The 22,775-nt window shown below is 56.2% G+C and carries 21 protein-coding genes and 1 pseudogene; 6 read left to right on the plus strand and 16 right to left on the minus strand.

Features of this window, described 5'->3' with window-relative positions; all coding sequences use genetic code 11:
- The first annotated feature begins 50 nt into the window (after window positions 1-50).
- Window positions 51-644: a TetR family transcriptional regulator gene (locus ADJ24_RS01160; RefSeq protein WP_023311952.1), complete on the plus strand. Its 594-nt coding sequence runs from the start codon at window positions 51-53 to the stop codon at window positions 642-644.
- A gap of 39 nt (window positions 645-683) precedes the next feature.
- On the opposite strand, the gene nhoA is transcribed toward ADJ24_RS01160, so the two are convergent.
- Entirely contained in the window at window positions 684-1,529 is an 846-nt protein-coding gene (gene nhoA, locus ADJ24_RS01165) for an N-hydroxyarylamine O-acetyltransferase (protein WP_023311953.1), read from the minus strand.
- A gap of 108 nt (window positions 1,530-1,637) precedes the next feature.
- Here nhoA and ADJ24_RS01170 point away from each other — a divergent pair, with 108 nt between their 5' ends.
- Complete coding sequence (locus ADJ24_RS01170) at window positions 1,638-2,210, plus strand: flavin reductase family protein (protein ID WP_023311954.1); 573 nt, start codon at window positions 1,638-1,640, stop codon at window positions 2,208-2,210.
- 35 nt (window positions 2,211-2,245) lie between these two features.
- Here ADJ24_RS01170 and fusA read toward each other — a convergent pair whose 3' ends face one another.
- A complete protein-coding gene (gene fusA, locus ADJ24_RS01175) occupies window positions 2,246-4,345 on the minus strand; it encodes an elongation factor G (protein WP_023311955.1) in 2,100 nt (699 codons plus the stop codon).
- 160 nt (window positions 4,346-4,505) lie between these two features.
- Here fusA and ADJ24_RS01180 point away from each other — a divergent pair, with 160 nt between their 5' ends.
- Complete coding sequence (locus tag ADJ24_RS01180; protein WP_023311956.1) at window positions 4,506-4,808, plus strand: ArsR/SmtB family transcription factor; 303 nt, start codon at window positions 4,506-4,508, stop codon at window positions 4,806-4,808.
- Window positions 4,809-4,877: 69 nt separating this feature from the next.
- On the opposite strand, the gene ADJ24_RS01185 is transcribed toward ADJ24_RS01180, so the two are convergent.
- Window positions 4,878-5,333, minus strand: a complete 456-nt coding sequence (locus ADJ24_RS01185; protein ID WP_023311957.1) for a GNAT family N-acetyltransferase — start codon at window positions 5,331-5,333, stop codon at window positions 4,878-4,880.
- A 164-nt stretch (window positions 5,334-5,497) separates the two neighbouring features.
- Here ADJ24_RS01185 and ADJ24_RS01190 point away from each other — a divergent pair, with 164 nt between their 5' ends.
- On the plus strand, window positions 5,498-6,976 hold the full coding sequence (locus ADJ24_RS01190; RefSeq protein WP_023311958.1) for a PLP-dependent aminotransferase family protein: 1,479 nt from the start codon (window positions 5,498-5,500) through the stop codon (window positions 6,974-6,976).
- Between the two features lie 27 nt (window positions 6,977-7,003).
- Here ADJ24_RS01190 and ADJ24_RS01195 read toward each other — a convergent pair whose 3' ends face one another.
- Together ADJ24_RS01195 and ADJ24_RS01200 are read right to left on the minus strand one after the other, a co-directional pair.
- Entirely contained in the window at window positions 7,004-7,639 is a 636-nt protein-coding gene (locus ADJ24_RS01195; protein WP_023311959.1) for a helix-turn-helix domain-containing protein, read from the minus strand.
- Between the two features lie 121 nt (window positions 7,640-7,760).
- Entirely contained in the window at window positions 7,761-9,092 is a 1,332-nt protein-coding gene (locus tag ADJ24_RS01200) for a 2-hydroxycarboxylate transporter family protein (protein ID WP_023311960.1), read from the minus strand.
- Window positions 9,093-9,496: 404 nt separating this feature from the next.
- Here ADJ24_RS01200 and ADJ24_RS01205 point away from each other — a divergent pair, with 404 nt between their 5' ends.
- Together ADJ24_RS01205 and ADJ24_RS01210 are read left to right on the plus strand one after the other, a co-directional pair.
- Window positions 9,497-10,444 (plus strand): AEC family transporter, encoded by a 948-nt coding sequence (locus tag ADJ24_RS01205; protein WP_023311961.1) that lies wholly within the window; start codon window positions 9,497-9,499, stop codon window positions 10,442-10,444.
- A 30-nt stretch (window positions 10,445-10,474) separates the two neighbouring features.
- Window positions 10,475-12,160 (plus strand): NAD-dependent malic enzyme, encoded by a 1,686-nt coding sequence (locus ADJ24_RS01210; protein WP_023311962.1) that lies wholly within the window; start codon window positions 10,475-10,477, stop codon window positions 12,158-12,160.
- Between the two features lie 44 nt (window positions 12,161-12,204).
- Here ADJ24_RS01210 and ADJ24_RS01215 read toward each other — a convergent pair whose 3' ends face one another.
- The 11 genes and pseudogenes from ADJ24_RS01215 to ADJ24_RS01270 form a co-directional block, all read right to left on the minus strand.
- Entirely contained in the window at window positions 12,205-13,206 is a 1,002-nt protein-coding gene (locus ADJ24_RS01215) for a Kdo(2)-lipid IV(A) acyltransferase (protein ID WP_023311963.1), read from the minus strand.
- A gap of 191 nt (window positions 13,207-13,397) precedes the next feature.
- Complete coding sequence (gene pptA, locus ADJ24_RS01220; RefSeq protein WP_023311964.1) at window positions 13,398-13,628, minus strand: tautomerase PptA; 231 nt, start codon at window positions 13,626-13,628, stop codon at window positions 13,398-13,400.
- 37 nt (window positions 13,629-13,665) lie between these two features.
- A complete protein-coding gene (locus ADJ24_RS01225) occupies window positions 13,666-14,283 on the minus strand; it encodes a glutathione S-transferase family protein (RefSeq protein ID WP_023311965.1) in 618 nt (205 codons plus the stop codon).
- Window positions 14,284-14,449: 166 nt separating this feature from the next.
- A complete protein-coding gene (locus tag ADJ24_RS01230; RefSeq protein ID WP_023311966.1) occupies window positions 14,450-15,337 on the minus strand; it encodes an ABC transporter substrate-binding protein in 888 nt (295 codons plus the stop codon).
- A gap of 9 nt (window positions 15,338-15,346) precedes the next feature.
- A complete protein-coding gene (locus ADJ24_RS01235; protein WP_023311967.1) occupies window positions 15,347-16,120 on the minus strand; it encodes an amino acid ABC transporter ATP-binding protein in 774 nt (257 codons plus the stop codon).
- The gene (locus ADJ24_RS01240) at window positions 16,104-17,030 is read right to left on the minus strand and encodes an amino acid ABC transporter permease (RefSeq protein ID WP_023311968.1); all 927 of its coding nucleotides are present in this window, start codon (window positions 17,028-17,030) and stop codon (window positions 16,104-16,106) included. The genes ADJ24_RS01235 and ADJ24_RS01240 overlap by 17 nt, the downstream gene beginning before the upstream one ends.
- Before the next feature lie 9 nt (window positions 17,031-17,039).
- Window positions 17,040-17,549, minus strand: a complete 510-nt coding sequence (locus ADJ24_RS01245) for a GNAT family N-acetyltransferase (RefSeq protein ID WP_023311969.1) — start codon at window positions 17,547-17,549, stop codon at window positions 17,040-17,042.
- A 9-nt stretch (window positions 17,550-17,558) separates the two neighbouring features.
- Window positions 17,559-19,822: pseudogene (locus ADJ24_RS25435) on the minus strand (NtaA/DmoA family FMN-dependent monooxygenase).
- A 16-nt stretch (window positions 19,823-19,838) separates the two neighbouring features.
- Window positions 19,839-20,960 (minus strand): amidohydrolase, encoded by a 1,122-nt coding sequence (locus ADJ24_RS01260; RefSeq protein WP_023311972.1) that lies wholly within the window; start codon window positions 20,958-20,960, stop codon window positions 19,839-19,841.
- Entirely contained in the window at window positions 20,957-21,958 is a 1,002-nt protein-coding gene (locus ADJ24_RS01265; RefSeq protein WP_023311973.1) for an LLM class flavin-dependent oxidoreductase, read from the minus strand. Before ADJ24_RS01265 ends, ADJ24_RS01260 begins: the two co-directional genes overlap by 4 nt.
- A 110-nt stretch (window positions 21,959-22,068) precedes the next feature.
- A complete protein-coding gene (locus tag ADJ24_RS01270) occupies window positions 22,069-22,608 on the minus strand; it encodes an AAA family ATPase (RefSeq protein ID WP_023311974.1) in 540 nt (179 codons plus the stop codon).
- Window positions 22,609-22,775 lie beyond the last annotated feature (167 nt).

A 22,775-nucleotide genomic window follows, 5' to 3' on the forward strand; every position in this document is an offset into this window, starting at 1 on the left:
TGTCCAGCTTTTTGTTACACTCGTTTCATTCCCATTGAGAGTGAGTAAACATGCGATATCTGAGCAAGGATGAACGGCGGGAAGCCATCTTACAGGCCGCCATGCGCGTGGCGCTGGCTGAAGGACTGGCTGCAATGACGGTACGCCGTATTGCCGCCGAGGCCGGAATCGCCACCGGCCAGGTGCATCATCATTTTACGTCCGGCGGCGAACTAAAATCGCTGGCCTTCGTACGGCTAATTCGCGAGCTGCTGGATGCGGATGTTGCGGGTAAACAGGCCGGCTGGCGGGAACAGCTCCATGCCATGCTCGGCAGCGATGACGGGAGGTTTGAGCCTTATATTCGCCTGTGGCGTGAGGCGCAGATCCTGGCCAACCGCGATGCCGACATCAAAGGCGCCTATGTGATGACCATGGAGATGTGGCACCAGGAAACGGTGGCGCTTATCAAAGCGGGAACGGAGGCCGGGGCATTAAATCCGGGCGATCGGGCGGAAAATATTGCCTGGCGCTTGATTGGTCTGGTGTGCGGTCTTGACGGAATGTATATCTTAAACATGCCCGAAATGGACGAAGCCGCCTTTAACAACCATCTTGATAAATTAATCACGCTCGAGTTGTTTAATACGCCGTCTAAGCAGTGATGTTGCCGGGTAGCGGCGACGCCTTACCCGGCCTGCGTATTATTTCCCGGCCTGAGGATGTGTATCAAACCCTGCCATCACCGCCGTCAATTCTGACAGTGTAAAGCCGTGCTTCGGATCGTCAACCCCAAGACCAAAGCGCTCCTGCATTAGCTGGTATAGCGCCGCAGCGTTGGGAAGATGGATCTGCTCCTCCACATGGCCGTTCCGCCAGTGGGTAAAGTTGAAGTTGGTCAGCGTCAGCTTGCCGCCGTCCGGCAGATGGCGACACATCAACAGATGATGGCGGAAATGCGACTGCGGCCAGTGCGCCGACCAGAAATTCCCCATCACGTAATCGCTGAAATACTGCGTCGTCAGGTCAAACTGGTACATCGACTGCCAGTGCTCGTGGTGCCGGAACTGCAGCACCCAGTCGTTCCCCTCGCTCAGCAGACGATACAGCCCGTGCGGCGTCTCCTGTTCTTCATTAGCGAGCAAGCGAATCGGCGCCGTCAGCGTCTGGCCTCCAAAGCCGACGTCGGCAATCCAGCGCTCACCGTTAAGCTCAACCAGCAGCAGGCGGTGCGTGCGCGGCGGCATTTGCGGCGGATTCGCTAATACCACGCGCCCCAGCACGCTACGCACCGTAAACCCGACTTCACGCAGGACGCGCTCGAACAGGCCGTTTTGCTCAAAGCAGTACCCTCCGCGACGTGCGGTGACCAGCTTGTCGACCAGGCACCGATCGTCAAGCTGGATTTCGCGAGGCAGAACAACATCAATATTCTCAAAAGGGATCGCACAGTTGTGATGTAAATGCAGCGCGCGCAGGGTATCGATATCCACCCGCGTCGGTTGCGCCCAGCCGATGCGGGCAAAATAGGCGGTCAGAAATGGGGACATACATCAGTTTCCTTTGATTGAGATGTTCTGTTTATAAACTAATTTTACGCATCCACTTTGATTTACGTGCTTTTTCGTCATACTCATCGGTGTAGATGAGGAGATCCTATGAGCCACTTTCGCCCTGTTGAATTACGTCATGCCAGCCGTCTGCTGAACCACGGCCCTACTGTGCTTATCACCAGTCGGGATGAAAGCCTCGACAGACGCAACGTGATGGCCGCCGCATGGTCAATGCCCGTTGAGTTTGAACCGCCGCGCATCGCAATAGTCGTGGATAAAAGCACCTGGTCGCGCGAGCTGATTGAGCGCAGCGGGAAGTTTGGCATCGTCATCCCCGGCGTGGCGGCGGCCAACTGGACATACGCGGTCGGTAGCGTCAGCGGGCGCGATGAGGACAAATTTAACTGCTACGGGATCCCGGTCGTGAACGGTCCTGAACTTGGCCTGCCGATGATAGAAGAAAAATGTCTGGCGTGGATGGAGTGTCGGTTATTACCCGTCACCTCAGCGGCAGAAAAATACGATACGCTGTTTGGTGAAGTAGTTTCAGCGGCAGCCGATGAACGCGCGTTTGTCGCCGGACGCTGGCAGTTTGACGGGGATAAGCTGAATACCCTGCATCATCTTGGGGCCGGGACGTTTGTGGCGAGCGGAAAAATGGTGAAGGCACCGGATTGAGAAAACCCTCCCCCTACAGGGAGAGGGTAACCGTATTACTTCGCACGCCGCGCAATAATCTCATCCGCAACATTCCGCGGGGCTTCCGCAAAATGATGGAACTCCATCGTATACGTCGCGCGTCCCTGGGACATCGAGCGCAATGTCGTGGCATAACCAAACATCTCTGCCAGCGGCACGTCAGCGCGAATAATCTGGCTTCCGTACTGCTCCGCCATCCCCTGCACCATGCCGCGGCGGGAGGAGAGATCGCCCATGATGTTGCCGGCGTACTCTTCCGGCGTTTCCACCTCCACGTGCATGATCGGTTCGAGAATCACCGGATCCGCCCTGCGGGCGCCCTCTTTAAAGCCGAGGATCGCCGCCATGCGGAACGCCATCTCCGAGGAGTCGACGTCGTGATACGAGCCAAACGTCAGCGTCGCTTTGACATCGACAACCGGATAGCCCGCCAGCACGCCGCTGTTCATCGCTTCCCGCAGCCCTTTCTCAACGGACGGAATATACTCGCGCGGCACCACGCCGCCCTTGGTGGCATCTTCAAATTTAAAGCCACTTCCGGGCTCCAGCGGCTCCAGGCTCAGCACCACATGGCCGTACTGCCCTTTACCGCCGGACTGACGGACAAATTTACCTTCGATATCCTTCACCGTTTTACGCAGGGTTTCACGGTAGGTTACCTGTGGGCGGCCAATATTGGCCTCGACGCCAAACTCACGCTTCATGCGGTCGACGATGATCTCAAGGTGTAGCTCACCCATCCCGGAGATAATGGTCTGGCCGGACTCTTCGTCAGTATGCAGGCGAAACGATGGATCTTCCGCCGCCAGACGCTGCAGCGCGATCCCCATTTTCTCCTGATCGGCCTTAGTTTTCGGCTCGATCGCCAGCGAGATAACCGGGTCCGGGAACTCCATGCGTTCAAGCGTGATCACTGCATTAGGATCGGTGAGCGTGTCGCCGGTAGTCACATCCTTCAGCCCAACGCAGGCCGCGATGTCTCCGGCGCGCAGTTCGTCCACCTCGTGACGATCGTTGGCATGCATCAGCACGATACGCCCGATGCGCTCTTTCTTCCCTTTCACCGGGTTATACACCGCGTCACCTTTGCGCAGCACGCCAGAGTACACGCGGATAAAGGTCAGTTGCCCGACGTACGGATCGCTCATCAGCTTGAACGCCAGGGCCGAGAACGGCTCATCATCGCTCGGATGACGCTCCGCGTGCTGCCCTTTTTCATCCACGCCATCAATGGCCGGCACGTCCAGCGGCGACGGCATGAGCTCAATGACCGCATCGAGCATTCGCTGCACGCCTTTATTTTTGAACGCGCTGCCGCACAGCATCGGCTGAATTTCACCCGAGATGGTGCGAATACGCAGCCCTTTGATAATTTCCGCTTCCGTCAGGTCGCCCGTTTCCAGGTACTTATCCATCAGTTCATCGCTGGCTTCCGCCGCCGCAGAGACCATTTTTTCCCGCCATTCCTGGGCGGTACTGACCAAATCGTCCGGCACGGGCGCATAGGTAAACACCATGCCCTGCGTCGCGTCGTCCCACAGAATGGTGCGCATCTTGATGAGATCCACCACGCCGGTGAAATGATCTTCTGCGCCCACCGGGATGACAATCGGCACCGGATTGGCCTTCAGGCGCTCCTGCATCATCCGCACGACGCGGAAGAAATCGGCACCCGCACGGTCCATTTTGTTGACGAAGGCCAGTCGCGGAACGTGATATTTATTGGCCTGACGCCAGACGGTTTCCGACTGCGGCTGCACGCCTCCCACGGAGTCATACACCATCACGGCGCCGTCGAGTACGCGCATGGAACGTTCCACCTCAATGGTGAAATCCACGTGCCCCGGGGTGTCGATGATGTTGATCCGGTGCGGCTCATAGCCTCTGTCCATACCCGGCCAGAAGCAGCTGACGGCCGCGGAGGTGATGGTGATCCCGCGCTCTTGCTCCTGCGCCATCCAGTCAGTGGTTGCCGCGCCATCGTGTACTTCACCCAGCTTGTGGCTCATCCCGGTGTAAAACAGGATGCGCTCAGTGGTGGTGGTTTTACCGGCATCGATATGCGCGGAGATACCGATGTTGCGATAACGTTCGAGAGGGATGGGTCGGGGCATGATATTTCCTTAAGTCTTATGACTTGTCTGTGACGACCAGGATGGTCGTGCATTCGTTCGTTTGCTATAATAGTCCTATTGTACGAGTATTATCGAACTATTTTTTAACGGTTGACCTATTGTTGATATAGCTCAATCTGACGCCAAACGCAGGAAAACGATGATCCCAAACCACCCTGAAACTGAACAAATACTGCTGGAAAATGTGCTGTTTGCCCTCGGCAATCCGCTCCGGCTGTCGATCATTCGCCGGCTGGCCGATGGCAGCGAACTCAGCTGTAACGCGCTGCGCCCGGAGGAGGTAGTAAAGTCGACAATGACGCACCACTGGCGCGTTCTGCGCGACAGCGGCGTGATCTGGCAGCGCCCGCAGGGGCGGGAGAACATGATTTCGTTGCGAAGAGAGGATCTGGATGCCCGTTTTCCAGGGCTGATGGAGATACTTTTACAGGCCAAATCATAAGGGCATGCCTGTTTTTTCCTGAAAAATGCCCCGTACATATTTGAGGGGGCATTACGTCAGCGAAGGGATTTATCTAACCTGCATACGATATTCAATCATTCCACTTTTCTTCGCAATCCAGTCGTACAATCGTTGCCCGCGATAGTTAGCTTCATGCGTATGCCAGTAAAGATGACTGGCATGATGTTTTCTGGCTTCTCTCTGAACATATTCTATTAACTGTTTGCCAATGTGTTTGCCCCTTACGGCTTCGCAGACGTATAAATCTTCGAGGTAGCAGTAATCGCTCTCAGCCCAGGTCGAGCGGTGAAAAAGATAATGCGCAAAACCCACTACGTCTCCATTACATCGTGCAACCACGCAGAATAGCGGCTCAACGGGGCTGAAAAATCGTTGCCAGGTTCGTTCAGTAATTGCCCCGGACAGATCGACGTTGTAAAACGCCTGATATTTTCCCCATAGTGGCATCCAGCTTTCAAAATCACGTTCTTTAACTGCCTCAATTATTACGCTCGTATTATTCATATTGCCTCTTTGGTCACCAGTTTATTCGTTTCAGGAAGAGTGTATTCGCTGAATGGCACGTTTTGCCCCGCCAATTCTCGCCATCAAGGCAGACCAATTTTTCATCCTTCTGCATGCAATATTGCTTTAGAATCAAAAGACACACAGGAAAAGTGGACAACGTAATGTTTAAGCACGCACAGCTTGAAACGGTTAAGGCATGGATTATCGACCCCGCTAACGGATCGCTACCGCTTCATGAAAGGATCCAGAGAGCAATACGGACGCTGATACTGGAAGGGGTATTATCTCACGGTAAGGCCCTTCCTGCCTCACGCGCTCTGGCAGCTTCTCTCAGCGTTTCCCGGGATACCATTGAAGCGGCCTACTCCAGCCTGCATGCCGAAGGTTTTATTGAGAGACAAACAGGCAGAGGGAGCTTCGTCTCTTCCAGCGCGCGTTTTTTAAAACCCCGTCCTCGACAGCATCAGCCAACCGCTGAGATACGAAAAGCAAAACTCAGCGTCCGGGGAAAGATCGTTTATGAAAGCGGCGGGACCCGAGAATTTTCCTCCCCTCGCCCCCTTGCGCCCGGCATTCCTGAAACCCGCATGTTTCCCATTCCGATCTGGGAGCGTCTTCAGCGACAGGTCCTGAAGGAGTTTCAGCACCAGGCATTAGAGCAAAGTCCCCCACAGGGTATAGAACGCCTGCGACGGGCAATTGCGGAATACGTCAATCTTGAGCGCGGAACGCGTGCGAGGGCGGAACAGGTCATCGTTCTGACAAGTTCTCAACAGGCGCTTGCGCTCTGTTCCCACGTGCTGATGGACGCCGGTGATGGCATTGTCATTGAGGATCCCTCCTATCAAGGGGCGCACAAAGCGTTCAACGCTGCAGGGCTTCGCTGTATTCCGGTTCCTCTTGATGAAAAAGGCATCTCGGTTGACGGTCTTAATTCTCTGACCGAGCCTGCCAGGGCGATCTACCTTACGCCTTCTCATCAGTACCCTACCGGGGTGACGCTCTCTCTTGACCGACGACTGGCAGTTGTTAAATGGGCAAACCGTTACGGAGCCTGGATTATTGAGGATGACTATGACAGCGAGTTTCACTACGAAGGCAAGCCTATGGCCAGTCTTCAGGGGCTTGATACTTCCAACCGGACAATTTATATCGGCACGTTCACCAAGTCTCTGTTCCCTGGGCTACGTATTGCCTACACCATCGTTCCCTCAGAACTGATAGAGCCCTTTACCATGGCGAGGACATTAATGGATGGTCACACCGCCTCAATAACCCAGCTGACGCTGGCTAAATTTCTGGAGGGGGGCCATTTTGGCGCCTATGTTCGTAAGATGCGGAGTATTTATGTTGCTCGTCGCGACGCGCTGGCAAGCATGATGGACGAATATCTCTCCGAATATGTTACCTGTGAAACGCCTGCGGGGGGAATGCAAATGCCTTGTCACCTGAAGCACGGCATATCCGAGAAAGAAATAGCCACCGCCGCCCGCCGCGCGGGTGTTGATATACTTGGTCTTACCAATTTATATGCAGGTCCTCCCGCGTCCACCGGTTTTTTGATGGGATTTGCTGCTTACACGGAAAGGGAGATAGAAGACGCTGTAAAAAAACTGGCCGCAATTTTCCGTCATGTTTGATGCCGTCGACCGGTCAGCGGCGAATACTCATTCCGGGCGAGCAAGGCTATAAACAGGGATCCGCCGGGTAGTTTTGGTGAGCGTATCAAACACCTCGGCGTCGGACGTCACGATCCTCATCCCCGTTTTGCGTAATCTCTGCACATCGGCCGCGATGCGCTGAATGCCAAACCAGAAAAGCCCGTCGAGTGCCGTTATCGCTAACCCATTTTCCAGCGCCAGCTTAAGTCGTTCGCGGGGGGCTTTAACCTGCTGGGCAATTTGCCGGTAAGGCGCTTCATTGCATCCTGTCGCGTCACTGCGCTGGATACGCGTTTTCAGCTGATAGGTAAATTCGTCAGGTATTCCGTCGAGATCCCTTTTCAGGCTATAGACGCAGCCAAAGCGCTTGCCGTTAAACAGAACATTTTTCTGACTGAGCTGAAACTCTTTTCTGACAATGTCTATCAGCTGGGGCGCACGGGTAAGGAGCAGCCTGAAGGGCAGCTCGAAGCTGGTGACGTAATCCACATTAAGCAGCGCGAGACGCAGCCGCTCCTCTGCACCGGACTGTTGCTCACGACACTCCTCCATCACCTCTGCCCACTGGCGCGTCAGGCGCTCCGGTTCGGAGGCTTCAGTAAGGAGGTATTTTTCAATCTGATAATCAACTCTTCCGGTCATCGTGTGGTATCCCGTCACTGTGGATGCGGTAATTCTATACAGCGCGGTGAGTTTTATAAAGGACTGAACCGCAGCGGCACCCTGAAAATGTCGTTGCGATTCAGCATCCTGACGTTTCGGATCAGTGCGCCATAATCCAGCCCATCAGCAGCGTGGCGAAAATCACCGTCGACGCGCCGCCGATGCGGGTGGCAATCTGCGCGAACGGCATGAGCGACATCCGGTTAGACGCGGACAAAATGGCCACGTCCCCCGTTCCGCCCAGCCCGCTGTGGCAGCAGGTCACAATGGCCGCTTCCACAGGATACATATTCAGTCGCGACGCGATAAAGTAGCCGCTCAGCGCCATCGCAATCACGACCGAACCGCATACCACCACGTATCCCACCGAGAAGACCGACACCACGCTCTCAAGCGGTACGTATAACATCCCGAGGCCGATCATCAGCGGCCAGACCAGCGCAGCCGAGACGAATTTATAGCAGCTGTGCGCGCCCTGCTCCATTGAGGCCGGGATCACCCTGAAGTATTTACACAGAACGGCAATCAGGATCATCAGCACCGGGCCGGGAATGTGTACCAGTTTTTCAAACAATCCGCCGACGATGAAAAACGCGCACACCATCAGCAATCCGCCCCCCATCAGATGAAAATCCGTCTGCTGCGTGCTTTGCGCCCCGGCAAACAGGCTGGCGTCGTCTTTACTCCGCGTAAGCATGCCATTTCCCGAAAGCGCAGGACGTTTCGCGCCGAGACGCGCCAGCGAGCCCGCACAAATAATGGCGAAGATATTCCCGACGACCGCAGCGGGTGCCAGCTGCGCAACGTAGACGTCCGGCGTCTGCCCCAGTATTGCCGAATAGGCCAGGGACAGCGGCAAAATCCCCTCGCCGATCCCGCCGCCGATAATAGGCACAATGATGAAGAAGAAGGTGTGGTAAGCCGTATAACCAAACAGTGAGCCCACAATGAGGCCGCTCAGCACGGCCATGCATGTTCCCGCCACCAGCGGAACAAACATGCGCATCATCCCCTGGATCAGCAGCACCCGGTTCATCCCCAGAATGCTGCCGACCACCAGGCAGGCGATGACGAAATAGAGCAGATTCGCCTCTTTCATCAGCAGATGCACGGTATCAAGGGTATGTTTCCCGAATACGCCAAAATAGACCAGCACGGAGGGGACCATCAGGCACAGGATCGCCGGGCCGCCGATATCTTTCAGCACCGGGATTTGACGCCCGACTTTGGCAAAGGCGAAACCGAGGGTCATGATGACCGCGAGTCCACCTATCATATTTTTCGGCAGCAGCCCTGCCCAGGCGGACGTCGCCACAATCGCGGCAATCCCGACGAACAGCATCAACGGGACCGTGCCCACCTCGGTATTATTGAGCCCAAAGGCAAAACGCGAGGTCGACAGTTCTGAAGTCGGTACAGGATTATCTTTCATATAATCACCTGAATTTATGTTCGGATAAACAGAGAAAGGAATAACTGAAACTATTCCTGATACGAATAAATGTTCTTAAATATAAATAAAGACTTAGATGGCCTTTTCTAAAAACAGGCTCACGATGAAATTATCATGGACCTGCGGGTAGAAATGTGAACAATCTGGCTCTTTGCTTTTAAATAACTTAATTCAGCATTAAGTAACTAAAGTTATTTATAACGACTAATGTTGCTTTCTTGCGTCTTATCAATATTTGACGAAAGTATTAGTTATCCAACTAATGCAATCTTTTTGAAATTAATAAAACCAGAGAGAGTGTGACCCTTGTCACTCCTGCCCTGCTTTCTAAGCGCTAGATTAGCGCTGCAATAAAACGCATAAAATACCCTACAGGAAATACTATGCCTTCATTACTATTACAGTCACTGTTTCCGCTCGTCTTTATAATGTTACTTGGATGGCTAAGTGGAAAGCTGGGATATTCCCGGCGTGAAGATGCAAACGTCATGGCAACCGTGGTGATTCGTTTCGCCCTTCCTTTCCATCTTTTTATCGGTGCATTGCATACCGATCCCAATAAAATTAAGAACCTGACCTTTATGGCCGTTTTAGTTGTCGGTTTAATGGGGTCGTATTTACTGACGCTATTTATTTCGCGCTACGTTTTTCGCCACGATATCAAAACCAGCGCCATTCAGTCTCTGGTTTGCGCCTTTCCCGATATGGCCTACTTTGGCGCACCGGTCCTGGCGGTCTTGATTGGGCCGGAAGGATTTATCGGCGTGCTGATTGGCAATATTATTACCAGCGTTATCATGATCCCCCTGACTATCGTCCTGATTCGTATGGGTGATAAAAACGGTCAAGATGGCCTGGAGGCGCTGCACCCGGGCGCGATGATCGTGCAAAACCTCATCAAGGCGGCACGCAATCCTATCGTCTGGATCCCGGTCTCCGGCGTATTGCTCAGTCTGGCCGGCGTGCAAATCCCTTCTATTCTCAGCATGCCTATCGAAATGGTTGGCAAAGTTTCAGGCGGACTGTCCCTGTTTGCCCTCGGCCTGTTGTTTTACGGTGAACGTCCAAAACTGAACGTGCAGACGTTTACCAATATCAGTATTAAAAACCTTATTCAGCCGGCAATGATGGCCGCCGCGGGGATCGCCTTTGGCCTGAGCCATACCTTACTGCAGCAGGTCGTGATTATTGGCGCAACGCCTTCCGCTATTGCCGCGGGGATGTTTGCCTTACGCAGCGATACCTATATTGATACCGCATCCTCTTCCATATTAATTGGCACTGCCGTCGGGGTCGTGACCGAAGGCATTATGATCTATTTTATTTCTTAATCTGCTTTATATAAAATTCAGGAGTTAACCATGTCCCGGAAAGAAGTTCTGTACACCCCCTATAACGGGGCCGTATTGCTGGAAAATCCGCTGCTAAATAAAGGGCTCGCATTTATTAAAGAAGAGCGTGACAATTTTAATCTGCATGGGTTATTGCCGCACAACGTTGAAACTATTGAGGAACAAACCGAGCGCGCCTGGGTGCAGTTCTGTCATTTTAAAAGCGATATTTCGCGTCATGTATACCTGCGAAATATTCAGGACACCAATGAAACTCTTTTTTATAACCTCCTGCGTTCGCACCTGAAAGAGACGTTACCGATTATCTATACCCCGACGGTCGGTGAAGCCTGCGAGCATTTCTCCACGATATATCGACGAGCGCGCGGCCTGTTTATTTCATGGCCGAATCGCCATCGTATTGATGAGATGCTGCAAAGCTTTTCGCGCAACGACGTTCGCGTGATTGTGGTGACGGACGGGGAACGTATTTTAGGGCTTGGCGATCAGGGTATCGGCGGAATGGGCATCCCAATTGGCAAGCTGTCGCTGTATACCGCCTGTGGGGGGATCCATCCGGCCTCTACCCTGCCGATTATGCTGGATGTCGGCACCAATAATCAGCAACACCTCGACGACCCGATGTACATGGGCTGGCGCCACCCGCGCATCAGCGACGACCAGTACGCTGAGTTTATGGATATGTTTGTCAGCACCGTTAAAGCGCGCTGGCCCAATGTGCTCCTGCAATTTGAAGACTTTGCGCAGAAAAACGCTACCAGGCTGCTCCAGCGCTACCGCGACCAGCTGTGCTGCTTCAATGATGATATACAGGGCACGGCCGCCGTCACCGCCGGTACGCTGATGGCGGCGGCGCATGCGGCGGGCACGCGAATTCGCGACCAGCGCGTGGTCTTCCTGGGCAGCGGCTCTGCCGGATGCGGAATAGCTGAAAAAATTGTGGCGCTGATGGTGGATGACGGCCTGACCGAGCCGGAAGCGCGCAGTCGGATCTTTATGGTCGATCGGTTCGGCCTGCTGACCGACGACATGACGAACCTGCTCGATTTCCAGAAAAACCTGCTTACCGCGCGCGACGCCGTTTGCAGCTGGCAGGTTGACGCGAAGAACATTTCCCTGCTGGACGTTGTGAAGAACGCGCATCCCACGGTGATGATCGGCGTTTCGGGCCAGCCGGGGCTGTTCAGCGAAGAGATTGTCAAAGAGATGCATCGCCACTGTCCGCGCCCAATCATCATGCCGCTCTCGAATCCGACCTCGCGGGCGGAAGCCCAGCCGCAGGATCTTATCGCCTGGACCCAGGGTGCCGCGCTGGTGGCCACCGGCAGCCCGTTCGCCCCGGTATTCTGGGAGAATGAATACTACGAGATCGCCCAGTGTAACAACGCCTATATTTTCCCGGGCCTGGGGCTGGGCGTGCTGGCCTGCAACGCGCGCCGGGTGACGGAAGAGATGCTGATGGCAGCAAGCCGCAGCCTGGCCGCGCAGTCTCCGCTGGTCACCACGGAAAAAGGCGGATTGCTGCCGCCGGTAGATCAGATTGAAACGGTTTCACGCCAGATTGCCGTCGCCGTCGCCCGGGCCGCGATTGAACAGGGCGTGGCTCCGTCGATAGATGATGAGACGCTGATGGCGCATATTGAGAAGACCTGGTGGCAGGCGGACTATGCGCCGTACCGCCGGTCTGCGCTGTAGCGCTGGTCATGCCCTCACCGCAGGGTGAGGGCATGACTGAGGGTTTAGTGCTGTACGCCTGAGCGGTCAGAAAATTCGCTGGCGGAGAGAATATCACCCCGTATAGCCGCCTGTTTCTGGCGAGCATAACGGTCAGGTACACCTTCAGGTCGCGTTTTGAAGCGACGGTGCAGCCACATATATTGTTCAGGCGCCATGCGTACGGCCTGCTCAATTGCCTTGTTCATCTGCGTCGCCACGGCTTCTTTATCGCCGCCCTGCAACGCCTCACTGATATCTTCCAGAATGATCAGCTCGTAGCCGGTGCCGTCCGCCCTGCGGCGCGGCACAAAGGGAATGACGGCAGGCTTAGCGCTTTTGACCAGCATATAGCTTCCAGCGGTCGTGGCGGCATCCGGAACCGCAAAGAACGGCACAAAGACGCTATTGGTTTTGCCGTAGTCATGATCCGGGGCGTACCACAAAATCTCATTCTGCTTCAGCGAGCGGATCATGCCCTTTAAATCATGACGATCGAGCATGGTTTTATTCGAGCGCAGGCGTCCGCGCGTCTGAAGCCAGTCCAGCAGCGCGTTATTATTCGGACGATACACCCCAATGCCGGGATTAAGCATGCCAAAGATCCGCGCGCCCAGCTCAAGGGTGAGAAAATGCATGCCAACGAGCACCACGCCATTACCCTTTGCCCGCGCCTTTTCCATGTGCTCATACCCCTGCACGGTAAAGCATTTCTTCACCCGCCACGCGGGCCAGAACCATGCCATCCCGGTTTCGATTACCCCCATTCCTACCGATTCAAAATTACGCTGCAGCAGTGACTCGCGTTCATCCTTTTTCATCTCCGGAAAACAGAGCTCCAGGTTACGGCGGGCAATCTCAACGCGGCGCGGAAGCAGGCGCATCGCCAGTCGACCAAGGCCGTGGCCGATTCGGAACAGAAGCGGATAAGGGAGCAGCATGATGAGCCACAGTGCGGCAATTCCGGCCCAGCTTAGCCAGTAACGGGGATGAAGAAAGGCGAGTGAAAAGCGGGGTAATTTTGTCATGGGAAAATTATCCTTTAACGTGTCTGTCCTTAATTGATTCTGTTGAAGATCTTTCCTAAGGATTAATAATGTGTCAGTCAGAAACGTAAAGTGTAACGGATAAGATAAAACGCATTTTTATCGATTTTTGCGAAAAAGCGGGAAGACGAGACGGGAAAACCGGGGAGGAGAGTTCCCCCCGGCAAGTGCGCTTACATTGAATAGCCGGGCTTTTTAATTAACTCGTCCAGCTTCGGGCCTATTTCCGTATCCCAGACCTGCGCTTTCCAGTCCTCCTGGTTCACCTGATTCAACGCAACGGAGACAGAGCTGTCTTTGCTGTTGAAATGGCGAATAATGACCTCAGCAATATCCTCGGCCAGTGCGGCTTTTTGTTCGTCGTTCAAATCGCGGGGAAAACATTTGATATCTACGTGTGGCATATGCAGGCTTCCAGTTGTGAGTCAGGGCTCCACGTTATCAGATAATACCGTTGGCCTTTAACACCTTGTGCAGTTCCGGCAGCTGGCATACGGTGTCCGCAATAGCCGTAAACCTCGGCGTATTGGTCGCAAACCAGTCATGGCGTGGCCCCCAGGTTCGCGCCACCGCGATATACACATCCAGCAGCGTCAGCCGTTCCCCCAACGCAAACGGGGCGGCCTTGAGCTGAGTTTCGAACCACAAATAGAGGGACTTCCGGTATTCGATGCAGTTTTTCTGCAGCTGTTCAGGCGCATCCGGCGCCCAGCGTTCGGGATAGTCTGCATACGTAAACGTGGGATAGACGTTAGCCACAAACCAGATCAGCAAGCGCTGAAACTGCTGGCGTTCGGCCTGCCCCACGGGCGGCGCGAGATCGGGGCATCTGTCGAGCACCATCAGGGCGATCGCCGCCGTTTCGGTCATAATGGCGCCATTTTCCAGCTCCAGCGTAGGCACCTGACACAGCGGGTTGAGCTTTTGCAGCAGCTCGCGCTGCGGACCGGGCTGGTCAAACCCGTCCACGTTGATAAATTGATAGGGGATATCGGCCAGGGTTAGCATCACTTCACCGATCGCCGAGCCCCAGCCGGGTACGCCATAGAGTTTAATCATGTTGCCTCCTCAGGGATGAAAACCCTAAGTGTATACCCGTCATACTTCAAGTTGCAGGTGCGTTGGCTGCAATCACTCACCCCAGTCACGTACTAGTGTACGCTCCCGGGGATTCGTTCCCTTGCCGCCTTCCTGCAACTCGAATTATTTTGGGTATAGAGCACCATTAGTAGGTTATCCCTGGCGGGTTGACCTCCGACTGCGCCACCGCTTCGCCCTGCTCGCCCCAGCGCGCCAGCACCTTCTGATAATCACCTCGCTTAATCGCGCCGTCCAGCGCGGCCTGCAGCGCGTACACCAGCTCATTGCCCTTTTTGGTGGTGGTCGCGACATAGGCTTTTTTCGGCCCTAAACCGACGACGCGGGTTTTGCCCGTGAGCGCAGCCTTATAGGCCGATACCGACTGCGGACCAAAGAACACGTCCGCCCTGCCGGACTGAATATAGAGATTGCCCGAGGCATCGTCGTGGAGATAGACCGGCAGCGCAGGCGCCCTTCCCGCCTTTTTGTTCTCTTCGTTCCAGCCCAAAAGGATGCGTTCCTGATTGGTACCAGAGCCGACGATCACCTTTTTCCCGGCCAGATCTTCCGCGCTTTTGATTGACTGGATCTCGCTGGTGGATTTCACCGAAAACGCCAGCGAATCGACGCGGTAGGTCGCAAAATCAAACTTCTCTTTACGCTGTTCGGTCACCGCAATGTTCACCAGCGCCACGTCATAGCGCCCGGAGGCGATCCCCAGCGGCCAGTCCTCCCACGCCGTCGGCACCAGCTTTAGCTTCAGCCCCAGGCTGCCCGCCAGCAGGCGGGCAATATCCGGATCGCTGCCGATGCGCGTACGGTTATCGCTGGCGAGCAGCGCCAGCGGCGGAGAATTCAGCGCCGAAACGGCGACCGTGAGCGTACCCGGCTCAACGAATTTGTAATTGGCGGGGATCTTCGCCACGGCCTGCCGATCCACCGTCACCGGCAGCGGCTGCTCGTTGGCTTTCAAATCAATGCTGGCGTGGCTCGCCGTCGTGAAGACCAGCCCCGCCAGAAGTCCATATTTCATTGGCGCTCCTTACAGCACTTTTGACAAGAACTGGCGCGTTCGCGCATGTGACGGACGGTTTAATACCTCGTCACTGCTTCCCTGCTCGACAATTTTTCCGTCGACCATAAACACCACCTGATCCGCCACTTCCCGGGCAAAGCCGATCTCGTGGGTTACCACCACCAGCGTGGTGCCGGACCGGGCCAGCTTTTTGATCACGTCCAACACTTCCCCCACCAGCTCCGGATCCAGCGCCGAGGTGGGCTCATCAAACAGCATCACGCGGGGACGCAGCGCCAGCGCGCGGGCAATGGCGATACGCTGCTGCTGACCGCCGGAAAGATGGCGTGACCAGGCATCGGCTTTATCACGCAGCCCGACCACGTCCAGCAGGCTGTACGCCCTTTCCACCGCCTCTTTTTTGCTGAGCTTTTTATGCGCGATGGGCGCCTCAATCAGGTTTTCCAGCACCGTGAGGTGCGGAAAGAGATTGAAGTTCTGGAACACATAGCCGACGTTGACGCGCTGTTTGAGGATCTCTTTCTCCTTCAGCTCGTAGAGCTTATCGCCCTGACGACGGTAGCCGATGTAATCCCCGTCGATCTGGATAAAGCCTTCGTCGACGCGCTCCAGGTGATTAATGGTGCGCAGCAGCGTCGATTTGCCCGACCCGGACGGCCCGAGAATGACCGTCACGGACCCGGGCGGGATCTCAAGCGAAACGTTGTCGAGCGCCTTATGGCGACCGAAATACTTGCTGACGCCGGTAATCGAAATATGTCCTTCAGGAGAGGCTTGCATGGATAGGCTCCTGTGCTGGCGTGGTGGTGACGGAACGGGTACGACGGGTGGCACGGTTCTGGTTAACGGCAGAGCGGCGTTCGCTGCGGGCAAGCGCGCGCTCGACGCCATACTGGATAGCGGACAGGACGGTGGTGATCGCCAGGTACCAGGCGGCACCGACCATCAGCAGCGGGATCACCTCCTGCGTGCGGTTGTAGATCATCTGGATGGTATAGAACAGTTCCGGCATCGCCAGGACATACACCATCGCCGTGCCTTTGGCGAGGCTGATGATTTCATTGAACCCCGACGGCAGAATGGTACGCAGCGCCTGAGGCAAAATGATGCGCACCGTGCGGCGCCAGGCGGGGAGGCCGAGCGCGGCGGCGGCCTCATACTGGCCGTGATCGACCCCGAGGAAACCACCGCGAACGATCTCGGCGGTATAGGCGCTCTGCACCAGGGTGAGCCCCACCACGGCGGTAGAGAACTGCCCCAGCACGTTGATGGTTTCAAAACTGCCCCAGGTGATGCCGGTGAACGGCACGCCGAGCGAGAGCGTGTCGTAGAGATAGGAAAAGTTGTAGAGAATGATCAGCACCACGATCAGCGGCAGCGATCGAAACAGCCAGATATAGGCCCACGCCAGGCTGCTCAGCAGCCAGGATGAAGAGAGTCTCGCCAGCGCCAGCATGCCGCCAAACACCACGCTCAGCGCGGTGCCGATCAGCGTCAGCAGCAGGGTCTGCCCGACACCTTCAAGGATCACCGGGTCAAAGAACCAGCGGGCAAACACCGCCCACTCCCAGCGCGGGTTAAAGGCCACGGACTGAATCACGACCGCCAGGACAAACAGCGCCACCGCGGCGCCGACGGCCCGCAGCGGATAACGCGCCGGGACCACCTTAATGGTTTCAACGTTGCTCATCGTCGTTCCTCATGCGGTTTTACTGAACGCTTCGCGTACCAGCGTTTTGGTGAAGCGCAGCCGGCCGTCAAACGGCGGCTGGCTGTACTCTTCCGGATCGCGGTTCAGATCGAACTGCGCCTGATAGCCCTGGCTGAGATAGAGCCGTACCGCTTCCGGCTGGCGAAAGCCGGTTGTCAGGTAAATTTGGCTGTATCCTGCCAGCACCGCCCTGCGCTCAAGCTCCTGCACCACGCGCCCGGCAAGCCCCTGCTGACGCAGGGTTTTGTCCGTCCAGATGCGTTTGATTTCCGCGGTGCGTTCGTCGAAAGGTTTGTACGCGCCGGTGGCGATAATCTTCCCGTCGCGCTCCAGTACGATAAACAGCCCCTGCGGCGCTAAATACCACTCTGTAAGCTCAACTTCCGCGTCTTTGGAGAAGTAGTCCCCGTATCGGGCGGCATATTCACCGAACAGCCCTTCGATAATGGGCTGAAGCTCGTCGTCTTCCGGGGAAACATCACGAAATCGTTCGCTCATCACGCCTCCTTAATCGCCCAGGCCAGCCGGATTCACTTCTGACTGAGGAATACGCTCAACGCCTTCCCCCCAGCGGTTCAGCACTTTGTCGTAGTCGCCGTTTTTGATGACGCCGTTCAGCGCGGTTTGCACCGGCTCAACCAGCCCGCTGCCTTTCTTCAGCGTGACCGCAATGTGCGCCGCCTTCGGCCAGCCGCCGTCGACGCTACCCACCAGTTTGGTTTTCCCGTTCAGCGCCGCTTTCCAGGCGCCAATCACGTTCGGACCAAAGTAGGCATCCGCGCGCCCCGACTGCAGCGCCAGCGTTTGTGCCGCATCGTCTTTGGTGTAGATCGGGGTAAAGGGCTTCAGGCCCTTCTTCAGATTTTCGGCATTCCAGGCCAGCAGGATGGCCTCCTGGTTGGTGCCGGAGCCGACGATAATCCGCAGCCCGGCGATGTCTTCCGCCTTCTGCAGCGACTTGATCGGGCTGGTTGATTTCACGTAGAACCCGAGGGAATCTTTGCGGTAGGTGGCAAAGTCAAATTTCTCTTTACGCTCTTTGGTGACGGTAATGTTGCTGATGGCGGCATCATATTTCCCGGAGGCCACGCCCAGCGGCCAGTCTTCCCAGGAGGTCGGCACCACGTTTAGCTCCAGCCCCAGGCTGTCAGCGACCAGACGGGCGACGTCCACTTCACTCCCTAACAGCGTTTTGTTGTCATCGGAAAACACCGTCAGCGGCGGTTGATTGAGGCCCGCCACCGCCACGGTAAATTTCCCCGGGACGGCAAAGCGATAGTCTTTCGGCAGCTGTGCCACCGCATCATTGTTTTTAGCGGTATTAACCGGCTTTTTATTGGCCTCGATGCTCACGCCGGTGCCGTTAATATTCACATTCTCTGCCCAGACGGCAGGGGAAAAGGCCAGCGCGAGCGCCAGAATAAGCGTTGTTTTCTGCATAGCGGGGTTCTCTTTTATTGTTGTGTGTATTGGTTTTTAGGTTCGTCTAAACCCAGACTTTCGCGCAGCGTGGTGCCCGGGTAGTCGGTACGGAACAGGCCGCGCGCCTGTAAAACAGGCACCACCTGGTCAACAAAGCGCGGGAAGGTGTCCGGCGTGCCGCCCTGAATGATGAAGCCGTCTGCGGCATAGCCTTCAAACCAGGCCTGCAGGCCGTCGGCCACCTCTTCTGGCGTACCGGAAAAGCGCGGGCGAGGCGAAGCGGCTTCAAGCGCCACCTGACGCAAGGTTAAGCTGCGCTCGCGGGCGTTACGCTTGATTTCATCGGTGGTGCTGCGGAAGCTGTTTTTGCCTAAGTCGCCGATATCCGGGAACGGCTCGTCGAGCGGATACTGGCTGAAATCGTGATGCTCGAAATAGCGTCCGAGGTAGTTGAGGGCATCGTTAATCGACACCAGCGCCGCCGTGGTTTGATACTGGTTTTCCACGTCATCGGCGTCTTTACCCACAATCACGCTGACGCCCTGGAAAATATGTAAATCCGACGCGCGGCGTCCGTTACTTTCCAGCTGCTGCTTCACGTCGCGGTAAAAGGCTTTCGCTTCGTCGAGCGTTTCGTGATGGGTAAAAATGGCGTCGGCATGTTTCGCCGCCAGCTTTTTCCCGTCGTCCGACGCGCCTGCCTGAAAGACAATCGGCCGCCCCTGTGGCGTTCGCCCAATATTCAGCGGACCGGCGACCTGGAAGAAATCACCGTGGTGGTCCAGGGTATGCAATTTTGCCGGGTCAAAAAACTGACCGCTCTCTTTATTGCGCACAAAGGCGTCGCCTTCCCAGGAATCCCACAGCCCTTTCACCACGTCGAGATACTCATCCGCAATGCGATAGCGCAGCGCGTGCTCGGGGTGTTTTTCGCGAGAGAAGTTCTTTGCTGATCCTTCCAGCGGGGAAGTTACCACGTTCCAGCCCGCGCGCCCGTTGCTCAGGTGGTCGAGGCTGGCGAACTGGCGCGCCGTGGTGAAGGGTTCGCTGTAGGAGGTGGATAAGGTTCCCACCAGCCCCAGGCGCGAGGTGATGCTGGCGAGAGCGGATAACACCGTCAGCGGTTCAAAGCGATTTAAAAAATGCGGGATCGATTTCTCGTTGATATAGAGACCGTCGGCAACGAATAAAAAATCGAGTTTGCCCTCCTCCGCCTTTAACGCCGTCGCTTTGACGAAATCAAAATTGATGCTGGCATCGGCGACGGCCTCAGGGTGACGCCAGGCGGACATATTTCCGGATGCACCATGCAAAATGGTCCCGAGCCGCAGTTGACGATGTGCAGACATATTCACCTCTTAAGAATTAAACGTGTTGCAGGGCTTTTTCCGCAAGCTGTGCAAAATAGCGGGCAGCGGGCTCAATTAATGCTTCATCCGGATTGAATGCCGGATGGTGTAAACCGTAAGGGCTGTTGCTGCCGATGCTGACAAATGCCCCCGGGATCTGCTGCAGATAGACCGCGAAATCTTCCCCGCCCATATGCAGCTCGGCGTGCCGGGTTTCGTAGCCTGCTTCTCTGGCGACCGAGGTGGCGAAATCGGCCCAGCGCTCGTCGTTCACCAGCGCGGTGGGCCCGGCATACCAGGTGATGTCAATCTGCGCGCTAAAGGCGCTGGCAAACCCGGCGGCGATTTCGCCCACGCGGGCCTTCACATTCTGCTGCACTTCCGTGCGGTGGGTGCGCAGCGTGCCTTCCAGCTCGACGCTTTCCGGCAGCACGTTCCAGGTGTTACCGCCTGCAATGCGCGTCACGCTCAGCACCACCGAGTCCAGCGTGTTGACGTTGCGGCTGGCGACGCTTTGCAGCGCCGTTACCAGCTGGCTCGCCAGCACGATGGCGTCGTTGCCTTCGTGCGGACGTGCGGCGTGCGCGCCCTTACCGGTAATGCGGATCACGAAGCGATCGACGTTGGCATAAAACGGCCCGCCGCGGGTAGCGAACTCACCGACCGGCAGGCCGGGCTCGTTATGCATGCCGAAGATGGCGCTGACGTCACGCAGGGCACCGGCCCGCACCATGCTCTTCGCACCGCCAAAGTTCTCTTCGGCAGGCTGAAACAGGATCCGCACCCGGCCGTTAAGCGACGCTTCCCGCTCTTTCAGCTTTAACGCGGCGCCGAGGATCACGCTGGTGTGGATATCGTGTCCGCAGGCATGCATTACGCCTGCACGCTGGGAGCTAAACGGCACGCCGCTGCGCTCTTCAATCGGCAGGGCATCAATATCTGCGCGCAGCGCAATCAGTTTGTTGCCCGAGCCGATTTCCGCCACCAGCCCGGTCGACAGGTCGTAAGGCTGCGGAATAATCCCGGCATTCGTCAGCCACTGGCGCAGGCGCGTTGTGGTCTCCACTTCCTGGCCGGAGAGCTCCGGGTTCTGGTGCAGCTCGCGACGCCAGGCAATCAGCTGTTCGCCAAAGCTCATACGGTGACCTCCTTGTTAAGACGCGCCTCGGCAAGCAGGCGCAGCGACGCGACGCGCGTTGCCCCCTCCGCTACCGGCGTGTCGATGATAAATTCGTCAATACCCCACTTTTCATGCAGGGCGTTAAGCTGTTCGAGCACCGACTCAGCCGTACCCGCCAGCAGCGACTGCGCCCGACGTGCAATGCGCACCGGCTCGCTGCCCGCCTGGCGCGCAAAGGCGTAGGCCTGCTCTTCGCTGGCCACGGTGACACGCTGGCCGTTTGCCAGCTCAACGCCCCACACTTCAACCTTCTGCGCCAGGGCTTCCGCCTCTGCCTGCGTCGGGGCAACAATCGCCTGTACCGCCACAATCACGTCCCGCGTGCTGTTCTTACGCCAGGTCGAGACCACCTCGCGCAGCAGCTCAGGGTCACCGTTCAGATGCGCGGCAAACACAAAGTGCCAGCCGAGCCCGGCGGCCAGCAGCGCGCTATCGATACTCGCGCCCAGCAGGAACCCCTCTGCAGGCAGCGGCGGCAGCGGCGTGGCGCGAACGGCCTCATCATTAGACTGATGCTCAGGACGGATCCAGCGATCGAGCTGGGCCAGCTGTTCGGCGAAGCTGCCCTTTTCCAGTTGATTCAGACCCTGCTGAAGCGCGCGGGTTGAGAGCGGCAGCCCGCCGGGGGCTTTTCCGACACCGAGATCCACGCGGCCGGGCGCCAGCGCGGCCAGCACGTTAAAATTCTCGGCGACTTTATAAGGGCTGTAGTGCTGGAGCATCACGCCGCCGGATCCGACGCGGATGCGCGTTGTCTGCCCAAGGATCCAGGCAATCAGCAGCTCCGGCGAGGGGCTGGCAAGATGGGGAGTGTTGTGGTGTTCGGCAATCCAGAAGCGGTGATAGCCCAGATTTTCTGCCTGCTGCGCCAGCGCCAGCGTACGCGCCAGTGCATCGGCAGCCGTTTCGTTTTCAGCGATGGGGCTTTTATCCAGAATGCTGATTCGCCATGACATGTTGCGTTCTCGTTTGACTTAACATGTCGACATTATTAAAGGCGCATTTCACCACTGAGAAACAATTAATTTACATTTAGTTTGCCGGAAATCAGATATATAAAACCATGCTAAGAATAAGACTTTAAGTCGGCGATCAGCGTTTTCCCCTGCTCGCGCCGGGTAATGCGGACGAAGCGAATATGCCCATACTGCGGGTTTTGCAGATCGGCTTCATAGCGCGTGCGGTTGTTACGCCAGGTTTTCATCGTCCAGATGAGAATGGACTCTCTGCTGAAGAACGCGCGCCGGAAACTCTCTTTGTTCCCGGTTCCGGGCCAGAGCTCTTGTTTATGCCGGGCGCGTTTGACTGCCCTGTTGACGGCCTGCCAGAGGGTGCGTGCAAAGCCATAATCGACCCATACCACAACGTCGACGTCACGCCATTTAACCGGGCGCGTGCGGTTATAGTTGCCGTCAAGCACCCAGTCTGGCGAAGCCTGTAGCGCCTGCTCCAGCTTTTCCTGAAACACATCGTCCGGCGTTCCCTGCCAGTCAGGCCGCCAGTAGAGTCTGTCCATCTCGATATAGGGAATAGCCAGTTCGGTCGCAATCTGCTTCGCCAGAGTGCTTTTTCCGCTCCCGCTGGTTCCGATGATGTTAATTTTCACCTCAGCCTCACTGTAATAACGAAAACTGACCAAATCATAGCGTTTTCATCCTGTTAACGAAACGCTATTTCAGCATGGCAATTTATCCTGAGAGACGATCTCCCTCTTTCAGTTTGGGGGTAATGACTCCAACTTACTGATAGTGTTTTATGTTCAGATAATGCCCG

The organism is Enterobacter sp. 940_PEND, from assembly GCF_001059415.1.
Taxonomy (GTDB): Bacteria; Pseudomonadota; Gammaproteobacteria; order Enterobacterales; family Enterobacteriaceae; genus Enterobacter; species Enterobacter cloacae_M.

Excerpts from the sequence above, each read along its gene's own strand:
- ADJ24_RS01245 (WP_023311969.1), bottom strand. The coding sequence starts at position 17,549 with ATGAGCGAACGATTTCGTGATGTTTCCCCGGAAGACGACGAGCTTCAG.
- ADJ24_RS01205 (WP_023311961.1), top strand. The coding sequence starts at position 9,497 with ATGCCTTCATTACTATTACAGTCACTGTTTCCGCTCGTCTTTATAATG.
- ADJ24_RS01215 (WP_023311963.1), bottom strand. The coding sequence starts at position 13,206 with ATGACAAAATTACCCCGCTTTTCACTCGCCTTTCTTCATCCCCGTTAC.
- ADJ24_RS01180 (WP_023311956.1), top strand. The coding sequence starts at position 4,506 with ATGATCCCAAACCACCCTGAAACTGAACAAATACTGCTGGAAAATGTG.
- pptA (WP_023311964.1), bottom strand. The coding sequence starts at position 13,628 with ATGCCACACGTAGATATCAAATGTTTTCCCCGCGATTTGAACGACGAA.
- ADJ24_RS01265 (WP_023311973.1), bottom strand. The coding sequence starts at position 21,958 with ATGTCATGGCGAATCAGCATTCTGGATAAAAGCCCCATCGCTGAAAAC.
- fusA (WP_023311955.1), bottom strand. The coding sequence starts at position 4,345 with ATGCCCCGACCCATCCCTCTCGAACGTTATCGCAACATCGGTATCTCC.
- ADJ24_RS01185 (WP_023311957.1), bottom strand. The coding sequence starts at position 5,333 with ATGAATAATACGAGCGTAATAATTGAGGCAGTTAAAGAACGTGATTTT.
- ADJ24_RS01210 (WP_023311962.1), top strand. The coding sequence starts at position 10,475 with ATGTCCCGGAAAGAAGTTCTGTACACCCCCTATAACGGGGCCGTATTG.
- ADJ24_RS01260 (WP_023311972.1), bottom strand. The coding sequence starts at position 20,960 with ATGAGCTTTGGCGAACAGCTGATTGCCTGGCGTCGCGAGCTGCACCAG.
- ADJ24_RS01230 (WP_023311966.1), bottom strand. The coding sequence starts at position 15,337 with ATGAAATATGGACTTCTGGCGGGGCTGGTCTTCACGACGGCGAGCCAC.
- ADJ24_RS01160 (WP_023311952.1), top strand. The coding sequence starts at position 51 with ATGCGATATCTGAGCAAGGATGAACGGCGGGAAGCCATCTTACAGGCC.
- nhoA (WP_023311953.1), bottom strand. The coding sequence starts at position 1,529 with ATGTCCCCATTTCTGACCGCCTATTTTGCCCGCATCGGCTGGGCGCAA.
- ADJ24_RS01170 (WP_023311954.1), top strand. The coding sequence starts at position 1,638 with ATGAGCCACTTTCGCCCTGTTGAATTACGTCATGCCAGCCGTCTGCTG.
- ADJ24_RS01195 (WP_023311959.1), bottom strand. The coding sequence starts at position 7,639 with ATGACCGGAAGAGTTGATTATCAGATTGAAAAATACCTCCTTACTGAA.
- ADJ24_RS01240 (WP_023311968.1), bottom strand. The coding sequence starts at position 17,030 with ATGAGCAACGTTGAAACCATTAAGGTGGTCCCGGCGCGTTATCCGCTG.
- ADJ24_RS01225 (WP_023311965.1), bottom strand. The coding sequence starts at position 14,283 with ATGATTAAACTCTATGGCGTACCCGGCTGGGGCTCGGCGATCGGTGAA.
- ADJ24_RS01190 (WP_023311958.1), top strand. The coding sequence starts at position 5,498 with ATGTTTAAGCACGCACAGCTTGAAACGGTTAAGGCATGGATTATCGAC.
- ADJ24_RS01200 (WP_023311960.1), bottom strand. The coding sequence starts at position 9,092 with ATGAAAGATAATCCTGTACCGACTTCAGAACTGTCGACCTCGCGTTTT.
- ADJ24_RS01235 (WP_023311967.1), bottom strand. The coding sequence starts at position 16,120 with ATGCAAGCCTCTCCTGAAGGACATATTTCGATTACCGGCGTCAGCAAG.